Below are 26,579 nucleotides of genomic sequence, written 5' to 3' on the forward strand. Positions count from 1 at the left end.
GCGGGGTGGGTGGGGGCGGCTCGCGTCAGTCGGCGGCGCGCAGCTGCACGCGCAGCGAGTCCACGCGGGTCGCGATCACGTCGTCGGCGGCCCAGCGCTGAGCGAGTCGGCCGAGGACCGCATCCAGTTCCTCCCTGGTCAGCCCGGCGGAGAGCGTGAGGCGCACGACCAGTTCTTCCCCAGCCAGCCGGGCGCCGGGGTCGCCGGCGATCAGCTCGATGTCGTGCACGCCGAGCTCCGACCCGATGGATGCGGTGAACGCCGTGAACACCTCCGGGTCGCGGTCGCTCGGCAGCCAGGGGCGGCTCTGCGCGATCGCCCACAGCGCTGGGCGCCGCAGCACGAACTCGGTCTCCGAGGTCGGGTCGAGCACGACCAGCTCGGTGTCCTCCGCGGCGGCGGCGAGCGCGACGCGCATCCCGTCTGCCGGCACAGGACGCGCATCCCTGTTCCAGGTCTGCATCGCGGTCACCGAGGAGAACACGGGCAGCACGGTGCGTCCGTCCGGACCGGCGACGGTCACGATGGCGAGTTCCTGGGTCTTGTCGATCAGCAGGCCGTCGTCGGTGGTGTCGCTCTCGCCGAGCCGCGCCATCAGCGGGATCAGCAACCGCGACGCGCGCACGGCGTCCACGACGGCTTCCGCACCCACTTCGCCGGCGCGGAACGCCGCCAGCGCACCGAGCAATGCGGGAGGCGCGCTGCCGTCGTCGTCGCCGAACGCGTTGTCGTCGAACTCCCGGCCCTCCCACGGCTGGCCCGCCGAGTCCGCCAGACGACCGGCGTCGGCCGCCAGCTGCGCCGCGAAGCCGCTCAGCCGCGCGGCGCCCTTCGCGCTCGGGCCCGTGGATGCGTGGTCGTCGCCCGACCCGTCGCCCGGCTCAGTTCCCTGCGACATCCAGCGCCTCGGGCAGCGTGAACGCGCCGGCGTAGAGGGCCTTGCCGACGATCGCGCCTTCGAGGCCGCGCGGAACCAGTTCGCGCAGGGCGGCGATGTCGTCGAGGTTGGAGATGCCGCCGGACGCCACCACCGGGCGTGCCGTGCGGTCCATCACCTCGCGCAGCAGGTCGAGGTTGGGGCCGCGGAGGGTGCCGTCCTTGGTGACGTCGGTGACGACGTAGCGGGCGCATCCCGCGTCTTCGAGGCGGTCGAGGACCTGCCACAGGTCGCCGCCGTCGCGGGTCCAGCCGCGGGCCGCGAGGGTGGTGCCGCGCACGTCGAGGCCGACCGCGATGGCCTCGCCGTACTGGCCGATCACGTTCGCCGCCCACTCGGGGTTCTCGAGCGCCGCCGTGCCGAGGTTGATGCGCTTCGCGCCGATCTCGAGCGCCGACTCCAGGGAGGCGTCGTCGCGGATGCCGCCGGAGAGTTCCACGTTCACGCCGCGGACCTGCTTGATGACCTTCTTCAGGATGGCGTGGTTGTCGCCCCGGCCGAACGCCGCATCCAGATCGACCAGGTGGATCCACTCCGCGCCCTGCTCCGCCCACTCCGCTGCCGCGTCGACCGGGTCGCCGTAGCTCGTCTCCGAGCCTGCCTCGCCCTGGGTCAGGCGCACCGCTTTGCCGTCGGCCACGTCGACCGCCGGCAGCAGGACGAGCCGGGGGGTGTTGTTGAATTCGCTCATGATCTTCCTCGGTTGGGTCCGCGCGTCCGCGCGGGCTCGGGGTGTTGCCTGTCGGCTTAGAGGGTGCCGATCCAGTTGCGCAGCAGCTGGATGCCCGCGCGTCCGGACTTCTCCGGGTGGAACTGGGTCGCACTCAGCGGCCCGTTCTCGACGGCCGCGATGAACGGCTGGCCGTGCGTGGCCCAGGTGACACGCGGCTTCGGGAACGGCGGGACCACATCCAGAGTCCAGTCCTGCGCGGCGTAAGAGTGGACGAAGTAGAACCGTTCGTCGTGCAGCCCGTCGAACAGCGCGGAGTTCTCCGGAGCGTCGACCGTGTTCCAGCCCATGTGCGGCACCACGTCGGCCTTCAGCAGGTCGACCGTGCCCGGCCATTCGCCGAGCCCCTCGGTTTCGAGACCGTGCTCGACGCCGTGCTCGAACAGCACCTGCATGCCGACGCAGATGCCGAGGACCGGCCGTCCGCCGGCGAGGCGCCGGTCGACGACCTCGTCGCCGTGGGATGCGCGCAGCGCGTCGATGACGGCGGCGAACGCACCGACACCGGGAACGAGCAGCCCGTCCGCCTCCTGGGCGCGCTTGCGGTTGCCCGTCAGCTCGACGTTCGCACCGGCCTCTTCGAGCGCCTTGACGGCCGAGTGGACGTTGCCCGTCCCGTAGTCGAAGACGACGACATCGGGTTTCGTCACAGCGCCCCCTTGGTGGAGGGGATGCCGGTGATCAGCGGGTCGAGCGCCTTGGCCTGGCGGAACGCGCGGGCGAACGCCTTGAACTCGGCCTCCGCGATGTGGTGCGGGTCGCGCCCTCCGACGACGGTGATGTGCGTGGTGATGGCGGCGTTGAACGAGATGGCCTCGAAGACGTGGCGCACCATCGACCCGGTGAAGTGACCGCCGATGAGGTGGAACTCGAACCCGGCGGGCTCGCCGGTGTGCACGAGGTACGGACGTCCGGAGATGTCGACGACCGCCTGCACCAGCGCCTCGTCGAGCGGGACGAGGGCGTCGCCGTACCGGGAGATGCCGCGCTTGTCGCCGAGCGCCTGCTTGATGGCCTGACCGAGGACGATGCCGATGTCTTCGACGGTGTGGTGCACGTCGATGTCGGTGTCGCCACTCGCGCGGACCCGGAGGTCGGTGAGCGAGTGCTTCGCGAACGCCGTCAGCAGGTGGTCGTAGAACGGCACGGACGTCTCGATGTCCGTAGCGCCCGTGCCGTCGAGGTCGATGCTCAGCTCGATGCTGGACTCGCTGGTCTCCCGCTGCAGGGTGGCGATGCGATTCGTCATGACAGCGAGTTTACCGGGGCGCCCGGACGCCCGAGCGCCGCGAGAGCGTCGAGGAAAGCGGTGGTCTCCTCCTCGGTGCCTGCTGTAACGCGCAGTTGGTTCGGGATGCCGACATCCCGAATGAGCACCCCGCGTTCGAGCAGCGCTTCGAACGTCGCGTGCGGGTCGGCGACGCCGCCGAACAGCACGAAGTTGCTGCCGCTGCGGTGCGGCTGGTAGCCGAGCCGCGCGAGCTCGGTGACGAGCCGGTCGCGCTGGGTGCGGATCTCGCCGACCATCGCCAGCATCTCGGCGGAGTGGGCGAGCGCCGCGACGGCGGCGGCCTGGGTCAGGGCGGAGAGGTGGTACGGCAGGCGGACGAGGCGGAGTGCATCCACCACGGCAGGATCGGCGGCGAGGTACCCGACGCGCGCGCCGGCGAACGCGAACGCCTTGCTCATGGTGCGCGAGATCAGCAGCCGCGGACGCCCCGGCAGCAGGCTCAGCGCCGTCTGTTCGCCGTCGGGCATGAACTCGGCGTACGCCTCGTCCACGATCACGATGCCGCGCGCGGCGTCGTATGCGGCCTCGATCGTCGCGAGAGACAGCGGCGTGCCGGTCGGGTTGTTCGGCGAGCACAGGATCACGATGTCCGGGTCTTCCCGCCGGATCTGCTCGGCCGCGGTCTCGGCGGAGAGCTCGAACTCGTCGTCGCGGGCGGCGGCGATCCAGCCGGTGCCTGTTCCGGATGCGAGGAGCGGGTACATGGAGTACGTCGGGGAGAACCCGAGCAGGGTGCGGCCCGGTCCGCCGAACGCCTGCAGGATGTGCTGCAGCACCTCGTTGGACCCGTTCGCCGCCCAGATGTTCTCGGCGGTGAGCCCGTGCCCGAGGTACCGCGCGAAGCTCTCGCGCAGCTCGGTGAACTCCCGGTCGGGGTAGCGGTTGACGCTCCCGATCGCGGCGGAGATGCGGGCGACGATGTCGGCGGCGACGTCTGCCGGCACCGGATGCGTGTTCTCGTTCACGTTCAACGCCACGGGAACGACCTTCTGGGGCGCTCCGTACGGGGTCTTCCCCCGCAGGTCATCACGAATCGGCAGATCGGAAAGAGAGGTCACCCATCAATGCTAGTCACGCCGCGAGCCGTGTGACGCCGGGCTGCGCGGGCCCGGGCAGCTCCGCAACCCACCGCGCGCATCTATCCGCTCAAACGGAGTCCCCCGCCGACACGCCGCCAGCCCCTCCGCCCAGACGGAGAATACACGCACGACCGCCAAAAGTTCCGTATGAGCGGATTCCCGTCGCACGCGCTGCCCTACGGCCCATTCCGCCCATTCGACCCCCCACTTTCTCCGGTCAAACGGAACCCTGCTGAGACACGCCGCCAGCGCCTCCGCTCAAGCGGAGAACGCGGCCCACGTTGCCACACGTTCCGTGCGAGCGACGCCCGGCGTGGCACCCATCGCAGCCTTCCAGCTCGATCCCCACAGCCGCGTAGATCCCCMCCCCCGCGGGCACCCGGGAGCGGACGCCCCCGCCGTAACTTCGCTCACGCCTCCCCCGCAACTTCGCGAAGGCCCCTTCTCTGCTTCGCGCACGGACTACTTCTCGAAAGGGGGCCCACTTCGCGCACGGACTACTTCTCGAAAGGGGGCCCACGTCGCGTACGGACTGCTTCGCGTACGGCCCTACTTCGCGTACTGGGACGGGATCGCGAGCTGCTGCCCGGGCGAGACGACCGCGGTGTCGAGCTGGTTCAGGGAGACGATGCTGGCGATCACGTCGCGGGGGTCGGCACTCGGCGCGACCTTCTCGGCGATGCTCCACAGGGACTGGCCCGACTCGACCGTGACGTACTGGAAGCGCACGTGGGCCTGGTCGCCGGAGGCGAGGGCTCCCCCGCCGTTGAGGGCGAAGACCAGGGCCCCGACGATGAGCGGGACGGAGGCGAGCGTGGTGAGGACCGCGCGCCCACGGCGCGTGAGACGCAGGCGCGTGCGAGCGCCGGCGGGCGTCTGGAACTGCGACGACGACATCGTGACCGTTGCTGTGCTCATGCTGTTGACCTCCTAAGATTCCGCACCCGGTGCTTGGCCGGCAGGCCGGATGCGAAGCTGTGTTCCGAATATATCTTCGAATGTTCGAAACCACAACTGTGATTCAGTGGCGAAAACATCCGGGCGATTTCGAGACACGCTCGAACACATGTTTGTTTTAGCCCTGCATCGTGGATACAGTTTCGATTGTCTGGACTTCACTCAACCAGGCACCACCGACATTCGGGCCGGCCGGATGCGCAGACGGGTCACGAAAGGGACGACCGTGGCGAACGACAACCAGGGAGCACGCGAGCGCGGAGGCACGCGCAGACGTAAGAACCTGAGCGACAAGCAGCTGGCCATCCTCGACGTCATCCAGCGCTCGGTGAGCCAGCGCGGCTATCCGCCGAGCATGCGCGAGATCGGAGACGCCGTCGGCCTCTCCTCCCTGTCGAGCGTCACGCACCAGCTCAACCAGCTCGAGTTGAGCGGATACCTGCGCCGCGACCCCAACCGGCCGCGCGCGCTCGAGATCCTGATCGACCTGCCGTCCACCTCGTCCGAGTCCGTCGACTACGAGAACCAGACGCCCGTGGGCGACGCCGCGATGGTGCCTCTGGTCGGCCGCATCGCCGCCGGTGTCCCGATCACCGCCGAGCAGCAGGTGGAAGAGGTCTTCCCTCTCCCCCGCCAGCTGGTCGGCAACGGCGAGCTCTTCATGCTGAAGGTCGTCGGGGAGTCGATGATCGACGCGGCCATCTGCGACGGCGACTGGGTGGTCGTCCGCACCCAGAAGACGGCGGAGAACGGCGACATCGTCGCGGCCATGCTCGACGACGAGGCAACGGTCAAGGTCTTCCGCCAGCGCGACGGCCACACCTGGCTGCTGCCCCGCAACTCCAACTTCGAACCCATCCTGGGCGACTACGCCGAAGTCCTCGGCAAAGTCGTCGCCGTCCTCCGCGCCGTCTGACCCACCCCCAAACAATCGAGTCCGAAGTTGTTCACCCTCGCCACCGGCGTGGCGCGTGAATAACTTCGGACTCGATTGTTTTTGCGAGGCGAGGCGGGACGAGCGGGGCGCGGGGTCAGGCCCAGCCGAGTTCCTGGAGGCGGGCGTCGTCGAGGCCGAAGTAGTGGCCGATCTCGTGGACGAGGGTGATCCGCACCCGGGCGCGCAGCGCATCCATCGTCGACACGCTCGCGGCGAGATTGTTGCGGTACAGGGTGATCCGGTCGGGCAGCTCGCCGAAACCGTACACGCCGCGCCTGGTCAGTGGATGCCCGCTGTACAGCCCGTAGAGCCGCGGCCGCGCGCCAGGGGGCTGGTCTTCGATCAGGATCGCGACGTTCTCCAGCGGCTCGACCATGTCGGCCGGGAGCGCATCGAAGACCTCTCCCACCAGTGCCTCGAACGCGTCGGCGTCAATCTCCACCATTCCCCCATCCTCGCCCCGCACGCGACAGAGCCCGGGGTTTTTCGCCGCAGACGAACAGACTGCGGCGAAAACCCCGGGCTCAGAAGCGAACGTGCTACACGGGAGTCGGCGCCGAGGCGGAGGCGCGCACGGCACGCGTCGCCTCAATGATGTTGCGCAGCGACGCAACGGTCTCGTCGTAGCCGCGCGTCTTCAGCCCGCAGTCCGGGTTCACCCACAGCTGCCGCCCGGGGATCGCCCCGAGCGCCGTCTCCAGCAGCTCGGTCACCTCGGCCACCGACGGCACGCGCGGCGAGTGGATGTCGTACACCCCCGGGCCGATGCCGTGCTCGAACCCGGAGCTCTGGATGTCGTGCACGACCTCCATGCGCGACCGGGCCGCCTCGATGCTGGTGACGTCCGCATCCAGGTTGCGGATCGCGTCGATGACCACGCCGAACTCCGAGTAGCAGAGGTGCGTGTGGATCTGCGTCTCGTCGCGCACGCCGGAGGTCGCGAGCCGGAACGATCCGACCGACCAGTCCAGGTAGGAGGCGTGGTCGGACTTCTTCAGCGGCAGCAGTTCGCGCAGGGCAGGCTCGTCCACCTGCACCACCCGGATGCCCGCGGCCTCCAGGTCGGCGATCTCGTCGCGGAGCGCCAGCGCCACCTGCCGCGCCGTCTCGCCGAGCGGCTGGTCGTCGCGCACGAACGACCAGGCGAGGATCGTCACCGGCCCGGTCAGCATGCCCTTGACCGGCTTGGGCGTGAGGCTCTGCGTATACGTCGACCACTCCACGGTGATCGGCTTCGGCCGAGACACGTCACCCCAGAGGATGGAGGGGCGCGTACAGCGCGAGCCGTACGACTGCACCCAGCCGTTCTGCGTCACCGCGAACCCGTCCAGGTTCTCGGCGAAGTACTGCACCATGTCGTTGCGCTCGGGCTCGCCGTGCACGATGACGTCGATGCCGATCTCCTCCTGCAGGTCGACGACGCGCTTGATCTCGTCGCGCATCCTGCCCAGGTATTCGGCCTCGGTGATGAGTCCCTTGGCGAACTGCGCACGCGAGCGGCGGATGTCGCCGGTCTGCGGGAACGACCCGATGGTGGTCGTCGGCAGGAACGGCAACCCGAGGGCTGCATCCTGGGCGGCCAGCCGGTCGGCGTACTCTCCGCGGGCGAAGTCGGCCTCCGTCAGCGCCTCCTCGCGCTCGCGAACGGCCGCCACGCGCACGCCCGGCGCCGACGCGCGGTCCGCCAGGGCGGCGGAGGCGGCGCTCAGCTCCTCCTGAATGGCCTCGTGGCCGTCCACCAGCCCGCGCGCCAGCGTGGCGACCTGCGCGACCTTCTGGTCGGCGAAGGCGAGCCAGCTCTTCAGCTGGTCGGACAGCTCCGGCTCGTCGTCCACGTCGTGCGGAACGTGCTGCAGCGAGGTGGAGGTCGAGACGGCGACGTCCGGGCTCAGCGAAAGCAGTTCGGTGAGGGTGCCGAACGCGGCTTCCAGGTCTCCGCGCCAGATGTTGTGCCCGTCGACCACCCCGCCGACGACGGTCTTGCCCGACAGCCCGGATGCGGTCGCCGCGTCGAGCCCGCGCGGCACGGCCCCGCGCACCAGGTCGAGCGAGATCGCCTCGACCGGGGAGGCGGCGAGCACCGGGAGCGCGTCGTCGAGGCTGCCGTACGGCGCTGCGACGAACAGGGCGGGACGGCCCGGCACCGCGCCGAGCGTGTCGTACGCGGTCGCCAGGGCGGCGAGCACCGCATCCCGCGGCTCGTCGATGGACTCGCTCACAAGCGCGGGCTCGTCGAGCTGCACCCACGGTGCACCGGCAGCGGCGAGGCGCGACAGCAGCTCGGCGTAGACCGGCAGCAGGTCGCCGAGGCGCGACAGCGGACGGAAGCCCTCGGGCGCCTCGTCGCTCGCCTTGCTGAGCAGCAGGAAGGTCACCGGCCCGACGATCGCCGGACGCGTGACGAAGCCCGCGGCCTTCGCCTCCTCGAACTCGCGCACGATGCGGTCGGACGCGAGCCGGAACTCGGCCTCCTGCCCGATCTCCGGCACGAGGTAGTGGTAGTTGGAGTCGAACCACTTGGTCATCTCCAGCGGCGCGTTCTCGCCCTCTCCGCGGGCGATCGTGAAGTATCCGGCGAGGTCGACGGACCCGTCGGCGTGCGCGAGCGCGGCGAACCGGGACGGGATGGCGCCGACGGTGACCGCGGCGTCGAGCACCTGGTCGTAGTAGCTGAAGCTCTCCGGAATGGATGCGTCGTCGCGGCCGAGGCCGAGCGCGGCGAGCCGGTCCCTGGTGGCGGCGCGGAGGTCTGCGGCCGTGGCTTCGAGTTCGTCGGCGGTGATCGTTCCCGCCCAGAAGCTCTCGACGGCCTTCTTGAGCTCGCGGCGGCGCCCGATGCGCGGGTAGCCGATGATCGTCCCCGTGGGGAACGGGATGCGGGGAGTGGTGTCGGTCATGCTGGTTCCCTTTCGGTGGTGCTGGCGTCGGTGGTGCTGGCGTCGGTAGGTCTGGTGGTGGTCGTCGTGGTCTGCTGCACGGGCGCGGCGGCCCCGAGCAGCCCCACCCGCTCCAGCACCGACAGCACCGCCTCGTGCTGGTTGAACGTGTACAGGTGGATGCCCGGAGCGCCCCCGTCGAGCAGCTTCTGCGCGAAGTCGGTCGCCCAGGCGATCCCGATCTCCCGCTGCCCCTCCTCCGTCGGCTCGACCTCCAGCTGGATGGCGAGCTCGCTCGGCAGGTCCTCCCCGCTCAGTTCGAGCATCCGCGTGAGCCTGGCCGGGCTGGTGACGGGCATGATGCCGGGCAGGATCGGGAACAGCACTCCGGCATCCCGGGCCTTCTGCGCGAAGCCGAGGTAGTCCTCCGGGTGGAAGAACAGCTGGGTGATGCCGAGGTTCGCGCCCGCCGCCTGCTTGGCGAGGAGGGTGTCGATGTCCTGGCTGACGCCGTGCGACGTCGGGTGGCCGTTCGGGAAAGCCGCGACCGCGATCTGCACGTGCTCGCGGTGCGACAGCACGGTGCTCGCTGGCAGGCCGGGCACGGGCAGTTCGCCGTACGGCACCCGCTCCGCCTGCACCCGGTGGATGAGCTGCACCAGTTCGGCGGAGCTGTGCAGGTCGCCGAGGCCGGTCTCCCCCGGCGCCAGGTCGGCGGGCGGGTCGCCGCGCACCGCGAGGAACCGCCGGATGCCCGCATCCAGGAACTCCCGGATGAGCTGGGCCGCCTCCGCGTGCGACGAGCCGACGCAGGTGAGGTGCGCCATCGGGCTCACGTGGGTGTGGTCGAGGATGTAGCGCAGCACGTCGAGCGACGACGACCGGGACGACCCGTTCGCGCCGTATGTGACGGAGATGAAGTCTGGATGCGCGGCCGCGAGCTTCTGGATCGTCGCGGGCAGCGCCTCGGCGGCGCGCGCATTCCGCGGCGGGTACAGCTCGAAGGAGAACCGCGCGTCCGTACAGCTCATGGCGTCCTCTGGTGTCGGTGGTGTGACGCTGAACCCCGCCCGGGGCCGCGCCCGCCTCGGTCAAGGTGGGACCCCGCCGCCCGGCGCAAGCCGGTCGGTGAGGTGGTTCGCGGGCGGGTGCCGGGCTCGGCTGTCGCACCACCGAGCGGGTGCCCGCTGCGGTTGAAAGGCAATCTACAACCCTTTGGACCCGGTGTCGCCGTTCTGTGTCATCGTGTGACGATCGAGGGCTCCGGAAACACAGAAGCCGGGACAGGATGACCCTGTCCCGGCTTCGTGACGTCCCGGCTTCGTGACGTCTCGACGTCAGACGGTCTGCTCCACGGCGAACGCCTCGAACACCGACAGGTATTCGGGCATCACCTTGGCCTTGACCCTGGTGCCGTCTTCCACGTAGTCCGTGGAGATGACGCGCCCGCGCTCGTGCAGCGCCGAGATGAGGTCGCCGCGGTCGTACGGGACGACCAGGTCGACCTCGACGGAGCGGTCGGGCAGCAGGCGCGCGATGGCGGCGAGGATCTCGTCGATCCCCTCACCCGTGCGTGCCGAAGCGAAGATCGCCCCAGGCTCGAGTCCGCGCAGCACCAGCCTGTCGTCCGGCGAGACCAGGTCGGACTTGTTGAAGACCACGATCTCCGGCAGCTCGCGCGCTCCCACCTCGCCGATCACGTCCCGCACCGTCGCCAACTGACTGGCGGGGTCTGGATGCGAACCGTCCACCACGTGGACGATCACGTCGGACTCCGCCACCTCTTCCAGCGTGGAGCGGAACGCCTCGACCAGCTGGTGCGGCAGGTTGCGCACGAAGCCGACGGTGTCGGCCAGCGTGTACAGGCGGCCGTCGGCGGTCACCGACTTGCGCACGGTCGCATCCAGCGTCGCGAACAGCGCGTTCTCGACGAGCACGCCCGCCTTGGTGATGCGGTTGAGCAGGCTCGACTTGCCCGCGTTGGTGTATCCGGCGATGGCCACCGACGGCACCGAGTTGCGGTTGCGGTTCGCCCGCTTCGCCTCGCGCGCCGGCTTGAACCCGGCGATCTGCTTGCGCAGCTTCGCCATCCTGGTGTGGATGCGGCGACGGTCCAGCTCGATCTTCGTCTCACCAGGACCACGCGACCCCATTCCGGCGCCTGCACCACCCACCTGGCCACCGGCCTGGCGGGACATCGACTCACCCCAGCCGCGCAGACGCGGCAGCAGGTATTCGAGCTGTGCGAGCTCGACCTGCGCCTTGCCCTCCCGGCTCTTGGCGTGCTGGCTGAAGATGTCGAGGATCACAGCCGTGCGGTCGATCACCTTCACCTTCACCACGTCTTCGAGCGCGCGCCGCTGGCTCGGGGCCAGCTCGGTGTCCGCGATGACCGTGTCTGCGCCGAGCGCAGCGACGATCCCGGCGAGTTCCTGCGCCTTGCCCTTGCCGAGGTAGGTGCTGGGGTCGGGATGCGGCCTCCGCTGCAGCAGACCGTCGAGCACCACGGCGCCCGCCGTCTCCGCCAGGGCGGCCATCTCCCTGATCGAGTTCTCCGCATCCTGCAGCGTGCCCTGCGAGTACACGCCGATGAGGACGACGTTCTCGAGCCGCAGCTGCCGGTATTCGACCTCCGTGACGTCTTCGAGCTCGGTGGACAGCCCGGCGACGCGGCGCAGCGCTGCCCGCTCCTCGCGGTCGAACTGGTCGCCGTCGTGCCCTGCATCGTCGGTGTGCTCGGTCTGCAGCGCCTGGGCGCCGCCGCCGAACAACGTCATTCCTGCACGGCTCTCGGCGCTGGCGAGGACGCGGGCGACGACGTCGTCGTCGCGCGTGTCGTCCGTGACCTGATCCGTGCTCACATGTTCATTCATCTGAAAATCCTGCATCTGGGTTAACCCTAGTTTCTTAGCGTCCTGTACGGTCCTCTTATGGCCAGCGGAGATCACTACTTTTCCCCGGCGCCCGAGAGTGAACTGAAGCTCCGCCCGATCACGGTCCGTCTCGCTGGACAGACCTACGAGTTGACGACGGCGAACGGAATCTTCAGCCCCGAGCGCGTTGACACGGGTACGCGAGTGCTCCTCGACCATGTCCCCTCCGCGCCGCCCGGCGGTCAGCTGTTAGACCTCGGATGCGGCTGGGGGCCTGTGGCTCTCACACTTGCTCTCGAATCCCCTCACGCGACCGTCTGGGCCGTCGATGTCAATACCCGAGCGTTGGACGTGGTGCGCAGGAACGCGCAAAAGCTCGGACTCACCAATGTAAACACATCCACGCCGGATGATGTTCCCGATGATGTATTTTTTACGACGATCTGGTCGAATCCGCCCATCCGGGTGGGCAAGAACGAGCTGCACAACCTCCTGGAGCGCTGGCTCCCGCGCCTCGAGCCCGGCTCGGATGCGTGGCTCGTCGTGCAGCGCAACCTCGGCTCCGACTCGCTGCATCGCTGGATGCAGGCCACCTTCCCCGACCTGACCACCACCCGCGCGGCCACCTCCAAGGGCTACCGCGTCCTCCGCTCCCGCCGTTCCGCCGACTGACGCCCCGCGCCGCCTCCGGCGCGAGTGCGGGTCAGGCGAGGTCGAGCGTGCCGGTGTAGACGAGTTCGGCCGGACCGGAGAGCGCGACGTGCTCGCCGTCCTCCGTCGCGAACATGCGCACGCCCACCGTGCCGCCCGGAACATCCACGCGCCACTGGTTGGGCGCACCCTGGCCTGCCCAGTAGCGCACGGCCAGCGCCGCAGCAGCCGCGCCCGTGCCGCAGGACAGCGTCTCTCCGCTCCCCCGCTCGTGCACACGCATCCGGATGCGTCCGACGCCGTCGACCACGAGCGGCTCGTGCGGCACGACGAACTCCACGTTCGCGCCGTCCACGGGCTCCGGCTCGATGTGCGGGATGTAGCTGAGGTCGGCGGCTTCCAGCTCGGACTCGTCGGCCACGGCGACCACGACGTGCGGGTTGCCCATGTCGATCCCGAGCCCCGGCCGCGCCACCGGAAGTTCTTTCGCCCGCACCAGCGGCTCTCCGCCGTCGAGGGCCCAGCGGCCGAGATCCACCTGGAACCCGGTGAGGTTGCGCTGCACATCGCGCACGCCGGAGCGGGTGCCGATCGCGAGCGTGTCCCCGTCGGCGAGTTCGACCAGCCCGGAGGCGATCAGATAGCGCACGTACACCCGGATGCCGTTGCCGCACATCTCCGCGGGCGACCCGTCGGCGTTGTAGTAGTCCATGAACCACTCGGCGCCGTCGTCCTCCGCCAGCGCTTCCGCGCCCTCCGGCAGGTGCTTCGACCGCACGGCGCGGATGATCCCGTCCGCGCCGATCCCGAAGTGCCTGTCGCAGATCTCGGCGATCTGCGTGGGGGTGAGGTCCACCTGGCCGTCCGGGTCGGAGAACAGCACGAAGTCGTTTCCCGTGCCTTGACCTTTGGTGAAGTGGAGGGTTGTCGCCATGCTCACAGCCTACCGAGCGCCGCGGCGGTCAGATTCTCGTCGTCGTAGTCCAGCCAGTGGATGCGCGGGTACCGCTTGAACCAGCTGACCTGCCGCCGCGCATACCGCCGGGTGAGCTGCTGCGTCTGGGCGATGGCCTCGGCGCGCGTGAGTTCGCCGCGCAGTTCCGCGAGGGCCTGGGCATACCCGATGGCGCGACTCGCGGTGACGCCGCGTTCCAGCCCGAGCGGGATGAGGGCCTCGATCTCGTCGAGGAGCCCCGCCTCCCACATCCGCTCGACGCGCGCATCCAGTCGCGCGGTGAGTTCGTCGCGCGGGGCGGCGAGCCCGATGATGGTGGACGGCCGCCACGGCACGGGCTCGTCGGGCAGGGAGGCGCTGACGGGCTCGCCGGTGAGCGCGACGACCTCCAGAGCGCGCACCAGCCTCCGCCCGTTGCTCGGACCGATGTTCGCCGCGGCGGCGGGGTCGGCGTCGAGCAGGCGGCGGTACAGCATCCCGGGCCCGTGGGCTGTGAGTTCGGCTTCGAGCTGTGCGCGCAGTTCGGGGTCGGTGCCGGGGAACCGGAAGTCGTAGATGACGCTCGATACGTATAGCCCGGACCCGCCGACGAGGATGGGCACGTTGCCGCGATCCAGGATGCCGGTGATGGTCGCGCGCGCCTCCGGCTGGTAGCGGGCGACGGTGGCCTCGTCGGTGACGTCGAGCACGTCGAACAGGTGGTGCGGGATGCCCCGCCACTCCCCCTGCCCGATCTTCGCGGTGCCGATGTCCATGCCCCGGTAGAGCTGCATGGCGTCGGCGTTGACGATCTCCGCCCCGCGCCCGTCGGCCAGCAGCCGCTCCGCCAGCGCAAGCGAGAGGTCGGTCTTGCCTGTGCCGGTCGGCCCCACGATGGCGACGATGGGAGTGGAAGCGGAAGGCGCGGCGCTCGGCGTCGGTGCGGTGTTCGGTGCGGGCGCGGACACGGCGGCCGCGGTCAGCGCAGGCGTCGCCACGCCGTCGGCGGACGGCTCCGGCGGCTCCGCGGCGGGCGCGGTCAGCGCAGGCCGTCCGTCGGGTCGTAGATGGGCATCGTGCCGACGCCGGGCGAGGTGAGCGGCTCGCCGACGCGGAGGGTGGGGAGGCCGAGCGAGACGCGGCCCTTTCCGCCGGAGGCGACGCCATCGGCGTGCGTCGGGACCGCGCAGGACTCCGCTTCCGCCCTGTCCCACGCGTCGCCGGCCCTGGTGCGCCGGATGGCGAGGGGTGCTCCGTCGGCCGAGTCGGCGATCAGGTAGAAGGGCGCCGCCTGGGTGACCGTCACCGTGACCACGTCGCCGGGCCGCGGGACGGGCGAGCCGGCTGGGACCTCGAAATGCACGAGGCGGCTGTCGTGGGCGCGCCCGCTGAGGCGGTGGGTGTCGGCGTCTTTGCGGCCCTCGCCGTTGGCGACGAGCAGCTCGACCTGGCGGCCGATCACGTTCTGGTTCTCTTCGAGCGAGATTCGCTCCTGCAGCGCGGTCAGCCGCTCGTACCGATCTTGCACGACCGCCTTGGGAACCTGGTCGGCCATCGTCGCCGCGGGGGTGCCGGGACGGATCGAGTACTGGAACGTGAACGCGGAGGCAAAGCGTGCCGCTTCGACCACACGCATCGTCTCGAGGAAGTCTTCCTCGGTCTCGCCGGGGAAGCCGACGATGATGTCGGTGCTGATCGCCGCATCCGGCAGCTTCGCGCGGACGCGGTCGAGGATGCCGAGGAACTTCTCGGAACGGTACGAGCGGCGCATCGCCTTGAGGATGCGGTCGGACCCGGACTGGAGCGGCATGTGCAGCTGCGGCATCACCGACGGCGTCTCCGCCATCGCGTCGATCACGTCGTCTGTGAACGCCGCAGGGTGCGGGCTGGTGAACCGGATGCGTTCCAGCCCGTCGATCTCGCCGGCGGCGCGCAGCAGCTTGGAGAACGCCTGACGGTCGCCGAACTCGACGCCGTAGGAGTTGACGTTCTGGCCGAGCAGCGTGACCTCGATGGCACCGTCGTCGACGAGCGCCTGGATCTCGGCGAGGATGTCGCCGGGGCGACGGTCTTTCTCCTTGCCGCGCAGCGACGGCACGATGCAGAACGTGCAGGTGTTGTTGCACCCGACCGAGATGGACACCCAGCCGCTGTAGCTGGAGTCGCGCTTGGTCGGCAGGGTCGACGGGAAGGTCTCGAGCGACTCGAGGATCTCGATTTCAGCGGCGTCGTTGTGCCGCGCCCGCTCCAGGAGGCTGGGAAGCGAGCCCATGTTGTGCGTGCCGAAGACCACGTCGACCCACGGTGCCTTCTCGAGGATGACGTTCTTGTCTTTCTGGGCGAGGCAGCCGCCGACGGCGATCTGCATGCCGTCGTGCCGCTTCTTCACGGCGGCGAGGTGCCCGAGGTTGCCGTAGAGCTTGTTGTCGGCGTTCTCGCGGACGGCGCAGGTGTTGATGACGACGATGTCGGCCTCTTCACCGTCTGCGGCGATGTAGCCCGCCGCTTCGAGCGACCCGCTCAGCCGCTCGGAGTCGTGCACGTTCATCTGGCAGCCGAACGTTCGGACCTCGTAGGTGCGCGCCCGACCGTCCGGGCGGACGGCCGCGTCCGACGGCGCGATGGTGCTTCGCTCTTCGGTGATGCTCATAGTGCGACAAGTTTACGTTCGACGCGCTGAAGAACCGAACCGCGCGAACGACGCCGGATGGCGCACGTCGACTCGGGGCACACTACTGGAACCGCACCCCGCCGCGACGGCCCCGGGTGGCGAGTGCCGCATCCATCGCCTGGCGCACGATGGCGGAGCTGTAGCCCTTGCGCGCGAGGAAACCGTGGAGCCTGCGCTTCGCCGTCTCGTCGTCGTAGGTGGACAGCTGCCCGACACGCTTCATGGCCAGTTCGGTGGCGCGTTCCAGCTCGTCGTCGTCGGCGATCTCGGCGAGGGCTTCCTCGATCAGCTCCGGCGCGATGTGCCGCCTGTTCAGTTCCTGGGCGATGGCCGACAGACCAAGCCCCTTGCGGTTGTGCTGGGTATAGACGAGCGTGACGGCCAGCGCGGCGTCGTCGAGCAGGCCGACGCTCTCGAGCCGGTCGAGCTCGGCCTGGGCGACGGCCGGGTCGATCTCGCGCTTGGCGAGCACCTGCTCGAGCTCCCACCGCGACATGCCGCGCCGGGCGAGCTGGTGGATCGACACGTTGGATGCGCGCTTGACCTGCTTCTCGGCGACGCTCTCCGTGTCGCGCGCTGCCCCGCCACGCTCCGGCTCATCGCCGGAGTCCGACGCGTCTGCACCGCGCGACCCATCAGCATCGTCGGCGGAGTCTTCCAGGAACGCCTTCGACCACAGACCCGTCGTGCGCTTGCGATCGGCCGCCGCGCGCTCAGTGTCCACAGCCGCCGGCCCCGTGGACGGAAAGGCGACGACCGGACGAGGCGAATCGCTCTCCGCCGCGTTCGTGTGCGCGCCTCTGCCCAGCCGGGAAGGATGGTCGGCGCCGCGAGACCGCGGCAGGTAGGTCACCGGGGCCAGCTGCTCCGCAGCACGGTCCTCAGCGGCCGCGCCGCGAGCAGCAGCACCGTCACCGGCCGTGCCGTCGCCCGCGGGCTCACGACCCGCGCCCGACTCGGACTCGGAGGGAAATCGCACCACCACGGGTCACTCCTCGTTCTTCTCGCCGTGCTTCTCGCCTCGATCGAATCGTGCGGCACCCAGTAAGCCATCGGCTGCCGGGTGCCACACGGCAGACGCTACGCGCCCTTCTTCGCCTGCAGCCTCGCCTCGATGGACCCGACGTTGTCGGGCGCCTCGGCGACCGCGTTCGGGTCGGCGACGATACCGAGCTTGATCTTGATCTTGTTCTCGATGTCGAGCGCGATGTCGGGGTTGTTGATGAGGAAGTTGCGCGAGTTCTCCTTGCCCTGGCCGAGCTGGTCGCCCTCGTAGGTGTACCAGGCGCCGGACTTCTTGACGATCGCGTGCTCGACACCGAAGTCGATCAGGCTGCCCTCGCGGGAGATGCCGACACCGTAGAGAATGTCGAACTCGGCCTGCTTGAACGGCGGCGCCATCTTGTTCTTGACGACCTTGACGCGGGTGCGGTTGCCGACGGCGTCCGCTCCGTCTTTCAGGGTCTCGATGCGACGGATGTCGAGGCGGACCGACGCGTAGAACTTGAGCGCCTTACCACCGGCGGTGGTCTCCGGGCTTCCGAAGAAGACACCGATCTTCTCGCGCAGCTGGTTGATGAAGATCATCGTGGTGTTGGTCTGGTTGAGCCCACCGGTGAGCTTGCGGAGCGCCTGCGACATGAGGCGGGCCTGCAGACCGACGTGGGAGTCGCCCATCTCGCCCTCGATCTCGGCGCGGGGCACGAGCGCCGCGACGGAGTCGATGACGATCAGGTCGATGGAGCCGCTTCGCACGAGCATGTCGGCGATCTCGAGCGCCTGCTCACCCGTGTCGGGCTGCGACACGAGCAGGGCGTCGATGTCGACACCGAGCTTGCGAGCATATTCGGGGTCGAGCGCGTGCTCGGCGTCGATGAAGGCGGCGATGCCGCCTGCGCGCTGAGCGTTGGCGATGGCGTGCAGAGTCAGCGTGGTCTTACCCGACGACTCCGGACCATAGATCTCGACGATGCGGCCTCGCGGGAGGCCGCCGATGCCGAGCGCGACGTCCAGGGCGATCGAGCCGGTGGGGACGACCTCGACGGGTGCGCGCTCGTCGCTGCCCAGTCGCATGACCGAGCCTTTGCCGAACTGGCGGTCGATCTGCGCGAGCGCGGTCTCGAGCGCCTTTTCGCGGTCTGCGGGTGATGGCATGTGCGGTTCTCCTTCTCGGCTTCGCTAACGAGATCGACTGTACGGGGGACGTCCGACACCCGGACATCGAGCGTGCAAACTGTGGACAACCCGTTTTCGATTGCCGTTGTGAAGGAGTCTAGCTACATCCGAACATATCTTCGAGACTTTCGAATGCGGCGTGTCGCGTCAGCGCTTCGGAGCCGGCTTGCCTGCGCCGTACCAGTGCGACTGCGGCACGCCGGTCTCGCGGCAGAGCGCGATCCACACCTCGCGCGGGGCGACCCCGGCTGCGAGCGCCTGCTGCGCCGTGCGGTTGCCGAGTTCGCCGAGCACCAGGTCGGTCGTGAGCGCCTGGCCGTACGTCGAACCGAACTCGTCGAGGATCGCGCGCTGGAACTCACTCAACTTCATGGGACCACCCTACGTGTCTGGACCGACGCTCTCCGTCGGCGGAAACGAAAGACGCCCCGGTCTCCCGGGGCGTCTTCTGATGAGTCTGAATCAGCGTGCGACCAGATCCGCGTCCATCGCCGACACGAACTCGTCGGGGACGGTGTCGGGGATGATGGGCTCGATCCCCTCCAGCACTGCGAGGCGGTCACCGACCTCGCGCATGATGACGGAGATGGGGGTGTCCAGCGCTTCGGCGACCGAGGCGAGAATCTCGGACGAAGCTTCCTTCTGACCGCGCTCGACCTCGCTGAGATAGCCGAGGGCGACACTCGCCTTGCTGGCCACCTGTCGGAGCGTACGGCCCTTTTGCAGGCGGAAGTCCCTGAGCACGTCGCCGATTTCCTGACGTACAAGAATCATTCGGAGCCTCCTTCTTCTACCCTGCCGACGGATCGGACCTTGTTAGGGATGCCAACACTAGCGCATCTTATGAGGCTCAACGATATCGATGACGACTGGGCTTTTCTTGTGAATGCAGCAGGTGTAACGAGACCGTAACAGCGCGTATTCCCGCCGGTTACGACGGATCGAGACCGACCTCATCGGCCAGCTCCGCGAGCACCCGCTCGACCACCTCACGCCGGATCTCCGCCCGCGTCCCGGTGAGCGCGAGCTCGACGGCGCGCGTCCCCTCCGCGGTCGAGATCCCGACGAACACCGTGCCCACCGCGCGGCCGCCCTGCGGGTCCGGCCCTGCGACGCCGGTGGTGGAGAGACCGATGGACGCCGGCCTGCCGTCGACCGCGAGCGCATCCCGGACCCCGGAGGCCAGCTGCCTGGCGACCTCGGGATGCACGGGGCCCTCCGCCGCGAGCAGGGCCGCATCCACGCCGGTGAGCGTGTGCTTCAGCTCGGTGGCGTAGACGACCACCCCGCCGAGCATCACCGCGGATGCTCCGCCGACCTTGGTCAGTTCTGCGCAGAGCTCCCCGCCGGTGAGAGACTCCGCCGCCGCGACGGTGAGACCGCGGTCGGCGAGGTACGGGATGAGGCGTGCGACCAGGTCAGGCGACGGCACGCTTCGCCCTCCGGCCCTTCCAGGCCTGCCAGAGGTAGTCGAACCCGGTGACGACGGTGAGGATCACGGCGACCGTCATCACGATGCCGTTGACCCAGAACACCCAGTCGCCGAACAGGGTCCAGAGCGGGAACAGCGCCAGGCTGATGGCGACGGACTGCACGATGGTCTTGATCTTGCCGCCACGGGATGCGGCGATGACGCCCTGCCGGATCACCACGAAGCGGTACACGGTGATGCCGATCTCGCGCACCAGGATGACGATGGTCACCCACCACGGGAGCTCGTTCAGGATGGAGAGCGCGACCAGGGCGCCGCCGGTGAGCACCTTGTCGGCGATCGGGTCGAGAAGCTTGCCCAGCTCGGTGACGAGGTTGTTGCGCCGGGCGATGGCGCCGTCGACGCCGTCGGTGGCGATGGCGATGACGAACAGCACGGCCGCCGCCCAGCGGAGCCAGCCGTCGTCGCCGGCGTCCGCCAGGAGCATCCACACGAACAGCGGGGCGAGCAGGATGCGCACCACGGTGATGATGTTGGGCAGGTTCCAGTTGCTCGCCCGTGCTGGCGTGCCCTCCGCCGGGGCAGGCGGAGGCGTGTCGTGCACCGACATGTGATCTACTCCCTGTCGGTCAGCTGCCAGGCGTCCTCGTCCGAGTCGCCGTCCACCTCAGGATAGCCCTCGGTCATCCGTGCGACCGGGTCTCCGCCGTACTGGTCGTCGTCCATGGCGCCGGCAGACGCGACGGTCGCGGCGGGCGCAGCAGGCGCACCGGACGGGGCGGACGCGGCAGGCGCAGCCCCGCCGGGCGATTCCTCGCCGCGCAGCATCGCGAGCACGGACGGGAGCTGGTCGGCCGTGGCGAGCACGTCCCTCGCCTTCGAGCCTTCGGACGGGCCGACGATCTCGCGCGATTCCAGCAGGTCCATCAGGCGCCCCGCCTTGGCGAAGCCGACCCGGAGCTTGCGCTGCAGCATCGAGGTGGAGCCGAACTGCAGCGACACCACCAGCTCGGCGGCGGCGAGCAGCAGCTCGAGGTCGTCGCCGATGTCCGAGTCGATCTGCTTCTTCTCCGCGCCGGCGGCGACATCCTGCCGGTACTCCGGCCGCGCCTGCCTGGTGACGTGCTCGACGACCTTCTGGATCTCGGCCTCGTTGACCCATGCGCCCTGCACGCGGATCGCCTTGGACGCCCCCATCGGCAGGAACAGGGCGTCGCCCTGGCCGATGAGCTTGTCGGCGCCCGGCTGGTCCAGGATGACGCGCGAGTCCGTGACACTGGTCACGGCGAAGGCCAGTCGCGACGGGACGTTCGCCTTGATGAGGCCGGTGACCACATCCACCGACGGCCGCTGGGTGGCGAGCACCAGGTGGATGCCGGACGCACGCGCCAGCTGCGTGATGCGCACGATCGAGTCCTCGACGTCTCGCGGTGCGACCATCATCAGGTCGGCGAGCTCGTCGACGACGACGAGGAGGTACGGGTACGGCTTGAGCGTGCGCTCGCTGCCGGCAGGGAGGACGATCTCGTTGTTGACGACGGCCTTGTTGAAGTCGTCGATGTGCCGGAAGCCGAAACTCGCGAGGTCGTCGTAGCGCATGTCCATCTCTTTCACGACCCACTGCAGCGCTTCCGCCGCCTTCTTGGGGTTCGTGATGATGGGCGTGATGAGGTGCGGCACGCCGCTGTAGATGGTCAGCTCGACGCGCTTCGGGTCGATCAGCACCATGCGAACGTCCGACGGCTTGGCGCGCATCAGCAGGCTGGTGATCATCGAGTTGACGAAGCTCGACTTTCCGGAGCCGGTGGAACCGGCCACGAGGAGGTGGGGCATCTTCGCCAGGTTGGCGACGACGAACCCGCCGCCGACGTCTTTGCCGACGCCGATGGTCATCGGGTGGGTGCTCTTGGTCGCCGCGCCCGAACGCAGCACATCGCCGAGGGAGACGATCTCGCGATCGGAGTTCGGGATCTCGATGCCGATGGCGCTCTTGCCGGGGATCGGGGACAGGATGCGCACTTCGTTGCTCGCGACCGCGTACGACAGGTTCTTGCTGAGCGCGGTGACGCGCTCGACCTTCACGCCGGGGCCGAGCTCGATCTCGTACTGCGTCACCGTCGGGCCGCGCGAGTATCCGGTGACCTGCGCGTCGACGCCGAACTGCGTCAGCACCTCGGTGATCGCCGCGACGATGTCTTCGTTCGCGCTCGACCGGGTCTTGGCCGGGGTCCCGGCCGAGAGCATCCCGGCGGAGGGCAGGTGGTATGGAGCGGCGGGCTCCGAGGCGGACGGGATGGCGGCGGTCTCGTCGAAGTCGTCTGCGCCTGCACCCTGTGCGTCGGGGACGAACCCGGGGAGCACGGCGGGTGCTGCCGCAGCGGCCGGTGGCCACGGAGCGGGAGCGGCGGGCGCGATCTCACCGGTGAAGCGCTTGAGGGCGTCCTCCGCGTTGGCGAGCTCGCTGAGCACCTCGGTGTTGTAGTGGTCGCTGGCCGGATCGGGCTCGAGGGCCGTGGCGAACTCGCCCTTGCCCTTCTTGGGACGGTCGCCGAACACCTCGGTGATGCCGTCTTCGACCACAGGGGTGTCGAACGCAGGGTCTTCCTCACGCCCGGACTTGTTCCTGCGCCACCAGGGCAGGTTCGCCTCCTGGTCGCCGTCGTCGCCGTCGACCCCGTCGAGCTCCACCTGCTGGGTCTTGGCCTCCTTGGCGGCCTGACGCTCCTCCTCCGTGGGAAGCTGCGCGCCGAACAGGTATGCGTAGAGCTCGCGCACCCGGACGCCCACCTTGTTCGGCGGGGTCTTGGTGATGATGAAGATGCTCAGGATGAGCAGCACGATGATCACGGCGGCAGCGCCATACGGCGTGATCAGCGCGGAGAGCGGTGCGGCGAGCAGCCAGCCGAGCACTCCCCCGGCTTCAGCGAGCTTCGCCATGCCGTCGCTGGGCTGCGGGTGGAAGCTGAACAGGTGGCACAGGCCGGAGATGGTGAGCAGCAGGATGCTCAGGCCGATGCCGATGCGCGTGTTGTCGTGGACGGAGCTCGGATGCCGGAACAACCACCCGGCGAACAGCACCATGATGACGGGGAGCGCGAACGCCACGCGCCCGAACAATCCGCCGAACGTCCACGCATCCAGAGTGCGGGCGACCTCGTCGTTGATGAGGAACCACTCGACCACGGCGCCGGCGACGGCGAGGAGGACGAGGAAGAACGGGAAACCGTCCCGGCGCTCCTCCTTGGCGAGCTTCTCGGGCCCGAGGGCGCGGAAGGCGGCGCCCGTGAGGTGAGCGAGGCCCATCCACGCGCGGACCAGGGGTTTCGGCCCCGCGTCGGCGGTCGGGTATGCGACCGTCTTCTGGGTCGCGGTCTTCGCCGCCGGCTTGCGCGCGGCCGAGCCGCCGCGGCCGGAGGAGTTCCGTGCGCGCGATGTCGACTTGGTGCTCGTAGCCATAGGGTCCACGGTACTTCGCGCCCCCGTCTTCCTGCGGTTACCGCGCGCTGATTGTGGAAAATCGGTCGCAGGCCGGTTCTGTGCAGGAGAGCCGGGTCAGTGCACGGCTCTGACCATCGTGTCCGCGTTCTCGCCGGACGCGACGGTGATGTATCCCTCGCTGATGTAGAGGCGCTGGGCGAAGTTCGCGCGCTCGACGCTCAGGCTGACGCGGCTGTGCCCGGCGGCGCTCGCCTGCCGGGCGACCGCCTGCAACAGCGCGCGCCCGACGCCTCGTGCACGCCACTGGGTGTTCACGCCGAGCGTCAGCTCCGGGACGCCGACGGCCACGAAGCCGTAGCCGGGCGCATTGGCGGGGAACAAGCGCCCCCAGCACGCCCCCACCGGCACGTCGCGCGCGTCGATCGCGACAGATCCGAAGTCGCCCGGCCGCATCCAGCCGCTGACGTAGCGGGACACCTTGGTGTCGTCGAGCACGGCGACCCTCGGCCGGCTGGTGGCCGGGTTCCAGTTGGACGCCTCGACGAGCATGTCGGCGAGGAAGCGCGCGTCGTCTCCGGTCGCCGCCCTGATCCGGAATGCTGTCATGCAGGAACGCTACCGGGAGACGTGTAACAGCGAGGTTACGAAAACCGCCGCGCGCCTGCCCGTCAATACCGGATGGCGTCGATCACCTTCACCCGCACCGCGACGAGCGCAGGAAGCAGCCCGGCGAGCGCTCCGACGGCGGTGGCGGCGACCATCCCGATCACCGCGGCCTCCACCGGGAACGGCGGCAGGTCGGACACCATCCCGCGACCGATCAGCTGCTCGAGCCACGGACTCTTCACGATCAGGATGGACAGGCCGACGCCCGCCGCTCCGGCGACCATCGTCGCGACGACGCTCTCCATCATCACGGCGAAGAACACCCGCCCGGCCGTCGCCCCGAAACTCCGCCGCACCCCGATCTCCCGGATGCGGTGGCGCACCGTCACCAGTGCGATGTTGACGAGCCCGAGAGCGCCGAGCAGCAGCACGAGCACGGCGATCCCCCCGACGGCGAGCTTCAAGAATCCGAGGGGATCGTCGCCGTGAGCCAGGTAGTCCTGCCGGTTGACGCTCGCCGTTCCTGCTCCGAGCGACTGGTCCAGCTCCTCCCGGATGGCCTGGGCGAGAGGATCGGCCAGGTGCGGCGGCACCCACGCCTCCAGGTTCGCCGGTGCGCCGCCCGTGTAGTCGACCGACATCAGCGGAGCGGACGCGGGGGTGAGCACGTACGCCGACGGCGTCATGTCCTCCCCGGCGGGCGTGCGGAAGACGCCGACGACGACCGCCGTCACTTCCCCATCGCCGCTCAGGACGCGTGCGGTGGGGTGCGACGCTAGCGACGGCGAGCCCAGCTTGCGCCAGAAATCGCCGTTGACTACGAGCGCCGGTGCCAACCGCTCCGTGTCGGACTTCGCGAACCAGGACCCTTCCGAGATGCGGAGGCGGTGCATCGCCGCATACGGCTGGTCGACGGCCGTGGTGTTGACCTCGGCGACGCCTCCGCGGAACTGCACGCGCATCCCGAATGGGCGCACGGACGAGGTGTACTCGATCTTGTGGCGTTCGACGACCCCGGCCCACGCCTGGGGCAGCCCTCCCCCCACGAGCGGCGTGCCGTCCGGGCCGTACGACGCGGAGACGGACAGCAGCGCCGGCCGGCCGCCGAACCGCTCGTTGGACTCCGTGAGGCCCTGCTGCGCGATGTTCGCGAGCCCGACGACGGAGCTCAGCGCGCACACCGCGACGGCGACGCCGATCAGTGACAGCAGCACGCGCACCCGGTGGATGCGCACCTCCTGCCAGGCTTCGACGATCGCGCCCCAGACCGACTCGACCGCCCTCACGCCGGCACCTCCGCGCCGGACTCGACCGGATGCAGCCGGCCGGCGTCCAGCCGGTGCCGCTCGTCGGCGAGCGCCGCGATCGCCGGGTCGTGCGTGATGGTGACGAGAGCTGCGCCGTAGTCGGTCGCGACGGTGTCGAGGAGCCCCATCACCGAGGTCCCCGTCTCCACATCGAGGGCGCCGGTCGGCTCGTCGGCGAGGATGAGGCGCGGTTCGCGCACGAGGGCTCTGGCGATGGCGACGCGCTGCTGCTCACCGCCGGAGAGCTTCTCCGGCATCGTGTCGAGGCGGTGGCCCAGCCCGACTTTGTCGAGCATCTCGGCGGCGATGGCCCTGCGCCGCCAGAACCGGCGCCCGCTCGCGTAGAGCAGCGGGGTCATCACGTTCTCGAGCGCGGAACGCCCCGACAGCAGGTTGAACTGCTGGAAGATGAAGCCGACGTCCGCACCGCGCTGCCGATCGCGCGCACCCGACCTCAGCCGGGCGACCGATCGGCCGTCGAACTCGAACACCCCGGAGGTCGGCGCATCCAGCAGGCCCAGGATGTTGAGCAGGGTGGACTTGCCGGAGCCGGAACGCCCGACGATCGAGGTGCGCTCCCCGTGTTCGACGACGAGGTCGACGCCGTGCAGGATGGTCAGCGGCTCGGCGTCCGGGATGTCGACCGTCTTGGTCACACCCTCGAGTCGCAGCAGGGTCACGAGCCGACCGACGCGCAGGACATCGAGCCGTCGGGCCCGGTGACGCACCCGTTCTCGTCGGGCATCGGTGCGCCAGGGACGAACTCGAGGATCGTGTCGCCCTCCTTCACCCCGCCGCGGACCTCGACGGCGGTACCGTCGGTGAGACCGAGGGTCACGGCGACCTCCTTCGGCGCCCCGCCCTTCGGGTCCGGCAGGAAGACGATGCCCTTCTCGGCCGTGCCCTTGATGGCCGTGGTGGGAACGGTGAGCACGCCCTCCGCCCGGCCGCCGGACATGGTGAGGTCGGCGGAGAGACCCGCGAACACGGTGACGCCGGCCGGGATCGCGCAGCGGACGGTGGTCGACGATCCGGATGCGCCTCCGCCGCCCTGCTGCTCGGAGCCGGCCGGCGGGGTCTGTGCCGTGTCGGCGGTCGCGGCGGGCGTGGTGATGCTGAGGCCGGTGCAGGTGAACGGCGCCGGGCCGTTCTTGATGGTCACCACGGCCTCCGTCGGTCGGTTGAGCAACCGGTACTGCTGGGCGGACGGCAGGGATGCCGTGGCCGAGAACGTGGGAGGCGCGATGCCGCCCGTCGCCTCGCCGACCGCCACCGACTGGCCGGGGATGACCGGCAGAGCGCTGACGATGCCGCCGATCGGGGCGGTGACCTCGACGTAGCTGACAGCGGGCTTCGGCTGCGTGACGACGGGAACGCCATCGGGCCCTGTCGTCTCGACCGGGTCGCGTGGCGTCTCCACCTTGATGTCGTAGAGCGTCGCTCCGGCCTCCACCGCGGCGCCGACGGCGACCTGCACCTCGTCGACCACACCGGCGGCCGTGGCCCTGACCGGTGCGGCGGGATCGGCGACGATGGAACCGCTCACGGTCACATCGTTGACGATCGTGCCGGTTTGCACGGCCACGGTCGGATCGCTCAGCTCGGCGGTCGGCTGCAGCGGATCGGACGCCGATGGGCCGTCACCGAAGAACGCCAGTTTGACGAGCGCCGCCGCAACCACTGCG

Annotated in this window: 26 protein-coding genes; 2 read left to right on the forward strand and 24 right to left on the reverse strand. The window is 69.6% G+C overall.

Annotated features, from left to right (window positions below):
- Positions 1-25: 25 nt before the first annotated feature.
- The 6 genes from B7438_RS14625 to B7438_RS14650 all read right to left on the reverse strand — a co-directional run bounded on the left by B7438_RS14625 (position 26) and on the right by B7438_RS14650 (position 4,955).
- Positions 26-898: an SseB family protein gene (locus B7438_RS14625; RefSeq protein ID WP_085370379.1), complete on the reverse strand. Its 873-nt coding sequence runs from the start codon at positions 896-898 to the stop codon at positions 26-28.
- Entirely contained in the window at positions 882-1,628 is a 747-nt protein-coding gene (priA, locus tag B7438_RS14630) for a bifunctional 1-(5-phosphoribosyl)-5-((5-phosphoribosylamino)methylideneamino)imidazole-4-carboxamide isomerase/phosphoribosylanthranilate isomerase PriA (RefSeq protein ID WP_085370381.1), read from the reverse strand. The genes B7438_RS14625 and priA overlap by 17 nt, the downstream gene beginning before the upstream one ends.
- A gap of 56 nt (positions 1,629-1,684) precedes the next feature.
- Positions 1,685-2,317, reverse strand: a complete 633-nt coding sequence (gene hisH / locus B7438_RS14635) for an imidazole glycerol phosphate synthase subunit HisH (RefSeq protein ID WP_085370383.1) — start codon at positions 2,315-2,317, stop codon at positions 1,685-1,687.
- The gene (gene hisB, locus B7438_RS14640; protein ID WP_085370384.1) at positions 2,314-2,916 is read right to left on the reverse strand and encodes an imidazoleglycerol-phosphate dehydratase HisB; all 603 of its coding nucleotides are present in this window, start codon (positions 2,914-2,916) and stop codon (positions 2,314-2,316) included. The genes hisH and hisB overlap by 4 nt, the downstream gene beginning before the upstream one ends.
- Positions 2,913-4,016: a histidinol-phosphate transaminase gene (locus B7438_RS14645; RefSeq protein ID WP_085370386.1), complete on the reverse strand. Its 1,104-nt coding sequence runs from the start codon at positions 4,014-4,016 to the stop codon at positions 2,913-2,915. Before B7438_RS14645 ends, hisB begins: the two co-directional genes overlap by 4 nt.
- Positions 4,017-4,586: 570 nt before the next feature.
- Entirely contained in the window at positions 4,587-4,955 is a 369-nt protein-coding gene (locus B7438_RS14650) for a LysM peptidoglycan-binding domain-containing protein (protein WP_085370388.1), read from the reverse strand.
- A 235-nt stretch (positions 4,956-5,190) separates the two neighbouring features.
- Here B7438_RS14650 and lexA point away from each other — a divergent pair, with 235 nt between their 5' ends.
- Positions 5,191-5,910, forward strand: coding sequence for a transcriptional repressor LexA (gene lexA, locus B7438_RS14655; protein WP_085370390.1), 720 nt, complete (start codon positions 5,191-5,193; stop codon positions 5,908-5,910).
- A 115-nt stretch (positions 5,911-6,025) separates the two neighbouring features.
- Here the strand turns inward: lexA and B7438_RS14660 are convergent, their stop codons facing one another.
- The 4 genes from B7438_RS14660 to hflX all read right to left on the reverse strand — a co-directional run bounded on the left by B7438_RS14660 (position 6,026) and on the right by hflX (position 11,680).
- Complete coding sequence (locus B7438_RS14660) at positions 6,026-6,376, reverse strand: metallopeptidase family protein (RefSeq protein WP_085370392.1); 351 nt, start codon at positions 6,374-6,376, stop codon at positions 6,026-6,028.
- A 94-nt stretch (positions 6,377-6,470) separates the two neighbouring features.
- A complete protein-coding gene (gene metE / locus B7438_RS14665; protein WP_085370393.1) occupies positions 6,471-8,828 on the reverse strand; it encodes a 5-methyltetrahydropteroyltriglutamate--homocysteine S-methyltransferase in 2,358 nt (785 codons plus the stop codon).
- Entirely contained in the window at positions 8,825-9,838 is a 1,014-nt protein-coding gene (locus B7438_RS14670) for a methylenetetrahydrofolate reductase (protein ID WP_085370395.1), read from the reverse strand. Before B7438_RS14670 ends, metE begins: the two co-directional genes overlap by 4 nt.
- Positions 9,839-10,144: 306 nt before the next feature.
- On the reverse strand, positions 10,145-11,680 hold the full coding sequence (gene hflX, locus B7438_RS14675; protein ID WP_085370397.1) for a GTPase HflX: 1,536 nt from the start codon (positions 11,678-11,680) through the stop codon (positions 10,145-10,147).
- Between the two features lie 57 nt (positions 11,681-11,737).
- Here hflX and B7438_RS14680 point away from each other — a divergent pair, with 57 nt between their 5' ends.
- On the forward strand, positions 11,738-12,352 hold the full coding sequence (locus B7438_RS14680; RefSeq protein ID WP_179150836.1) for a class I SAM-dependent methyltransferase: 615 nt from the start codon (positions 11,738-11,740) through the stop codon (positions 12,350-12,352).
- A gap of 31 nt (positions 12,353-12,383) precedes the next feature.
- On the opposite strand, the gene dapF is transcribed toward B7438_RS14680, so the two are convergent.
- The 14 genes from dapF to B7438_RS14755 form a co-directional block, all read right to left on the reverse strand.
- Complete coding sequence (gene dapF, locus B7438_RS14685) at positions 12,384-13,265, reverse strand: diaminopimelate epimerase (protein ID WP_085370487.1); 882 nt, start codon at positions 13,263-13,265, stop codon at positions 12,384-12,386.
- A gap of 2 nt (positions 13,266-13,267) precedes the next feature.
- Positions 13,268-14,170, reverse strand: a complete 903-nt coding sequence (gene miaA, locus B7438_RS14690) for a tRNA (adenosine(37)-N6)-dimethylallyltransferase MiaA (protein ID WP_179150837.1) — start codon at positions 14,168-14,170, stop codon at positions 13,268-13,270.
- A 134-nt stretch (positions 14,171-14,304) separates the two neighbouring features.
- Entirely contained in the window at positions 14,305-15,915 is a 1,611-nt protein-coding gene (gene miaB / locus B7438_RS14695) for a tRNA (N6-isopentenyl adenosine(37)-C2)-methylthiotransferase MiaB (protein ID WP_085370398.1), read from the reverse strand.
- A gap of 82 nt (positions 15,916-15,997) precedes the next feature.
- A complete protein-coding gene (locus tag B7438_RS20895) occupies positions 15,998-16,921 on the reverse strand; it encodes a regulatory protein RecX (protein ID WP_256922057.1) in 924 nt (307 codons plus the stop codon).
- Positions 16,922-17,016: 95 nt separating this feature from the next.
- Entirely contained in the window at positions 17,017-18,090 is a 1,074-nt protein-coding gene (gene recA, locus B7438_RS14710; RefSeq protein WP_085370401.1) for a recombinase RecA, read from the reverse strand.
- Positions 18,091-18,258: 168 nt separating this feature from the next.
- Complete coding sequence (locus B7438_RS14715) at positions 18,259-18,483, reverse strand: DUF3046 domain-containing protein (RefSeq protein WP_085370403.1); 225 nt, start codon at positions 18,481-18,483, stop codon at positions 18,259-18,261.
- 90 nt (positions 18,484-18,573) lie between these two features.
- On the reverse strand, positions 18,574-18,885 hold the full coding sequence (locus B7438_RS14720) for a helix-turn-helix domain-containing protein (protein ID WP_055895785.1): 312 nt from the start codon (positions 18,883-18,885) through the stop codon (positions 18,574-18,576).
- Positions 18,886-19,042: 157 nt separating this feature from the next.
- Entirely contained in the window at positions 19,043-19,543 is a 501-nt protein-coding gene (locus B7438_RS14725) for a CinA family protein (RefSeq protein WP_085370404.1), read from the reverse strand.
- Positions 19,530-20,153, reverse strand: a complete 624-nt coding sequence (pgsA, locus tag B7438_RS14730) for a CDP-diacylglycerol--glycerol-3-phosphate 3-phosphatidyltransferase (RefSeq protein ID WP_085370406.1) — start codon at positions 20,151-20,153, stop codon at positions 19,530-19,532. The genes B7438_RS14725 and pgsA overlap by 14 nt, the downstream gene beginning before the upstream one ends.
- Before the next feature lie 5 nt (positions 20,154-20,158).
- Positions 20,159-22,999 carry a DNA translocase FtsK gene (locus B7438_RS14735; protein WP_085370407.1) on the reverse strand — a complete coding sequence of 947 codons (2,841 nt, stop codon included), beginning with the start codon at positions 22,997-22,999 and terminating at the stop codon, positions 20,159-20,161.
- A gap of 96 nt (positions 23,000-23,095) precedes the next feature.
- On the reverse strand, positions 23,096-23,587 hold the full coding sequence (locus B7438_RS14740; protein WP_085370409.1) for a GNAT family N-acetyltransferase: 492 nt from the start codon (positions 23,585-23,587) through the stop codon (positions 23,096-23,098).
- Positions 23,588-23,649: 62 nt separating this feature from the next.
- Positions 23,650-24,873, reverse strand: coding sequence for an ABC transporter permease (locus B7438_RS14745; protein ID WP_085370411.1), 1,224 nt, complete (start codon positions 24,871-24,873; stop codon positions 23,650-23,652).
- Positions 24,870-25,574: an ABC transporter ATP-binding protein gene (locus B7438_RS14750; protein ID WP_085370489.1), complete on the reverse strand. Its 705-nt coding sequence runs from the start codon at positions 25,572-25,574 to the stop codon at positions 24,870-24,872. Before B7438_RS14750 ends, B7438_RS14745 begins: the two co-directional genes overlap by 4 nt.
- Positions 25,571-26,575, reverse strand: a complete 1,005-nt coding sequence (locus B7438_RS14755; protein ID WP_085370413.1) for an efflux RND transporter periplasmic adaptor subunit — start codon at positions 26,573-26,575, stop codon at positions 25,571-25,573. Before B7438_RS14755 ends, B7438_RS14750 begins: the two co-directional genes overlap by 4 nt.
- Between the last annotated feature and the right edge of the window lie 4 nt (positions 26,576-26,579).

Origin of the sequence: Leifsonia sp. NCR5, assembly GCF_002105485.1 — a bacterium.
Lineage (GTDB): Bacteria > Actinomycetota > Actinomycetes > Actinomycetales > Microbacteriaceae > Leifsonia.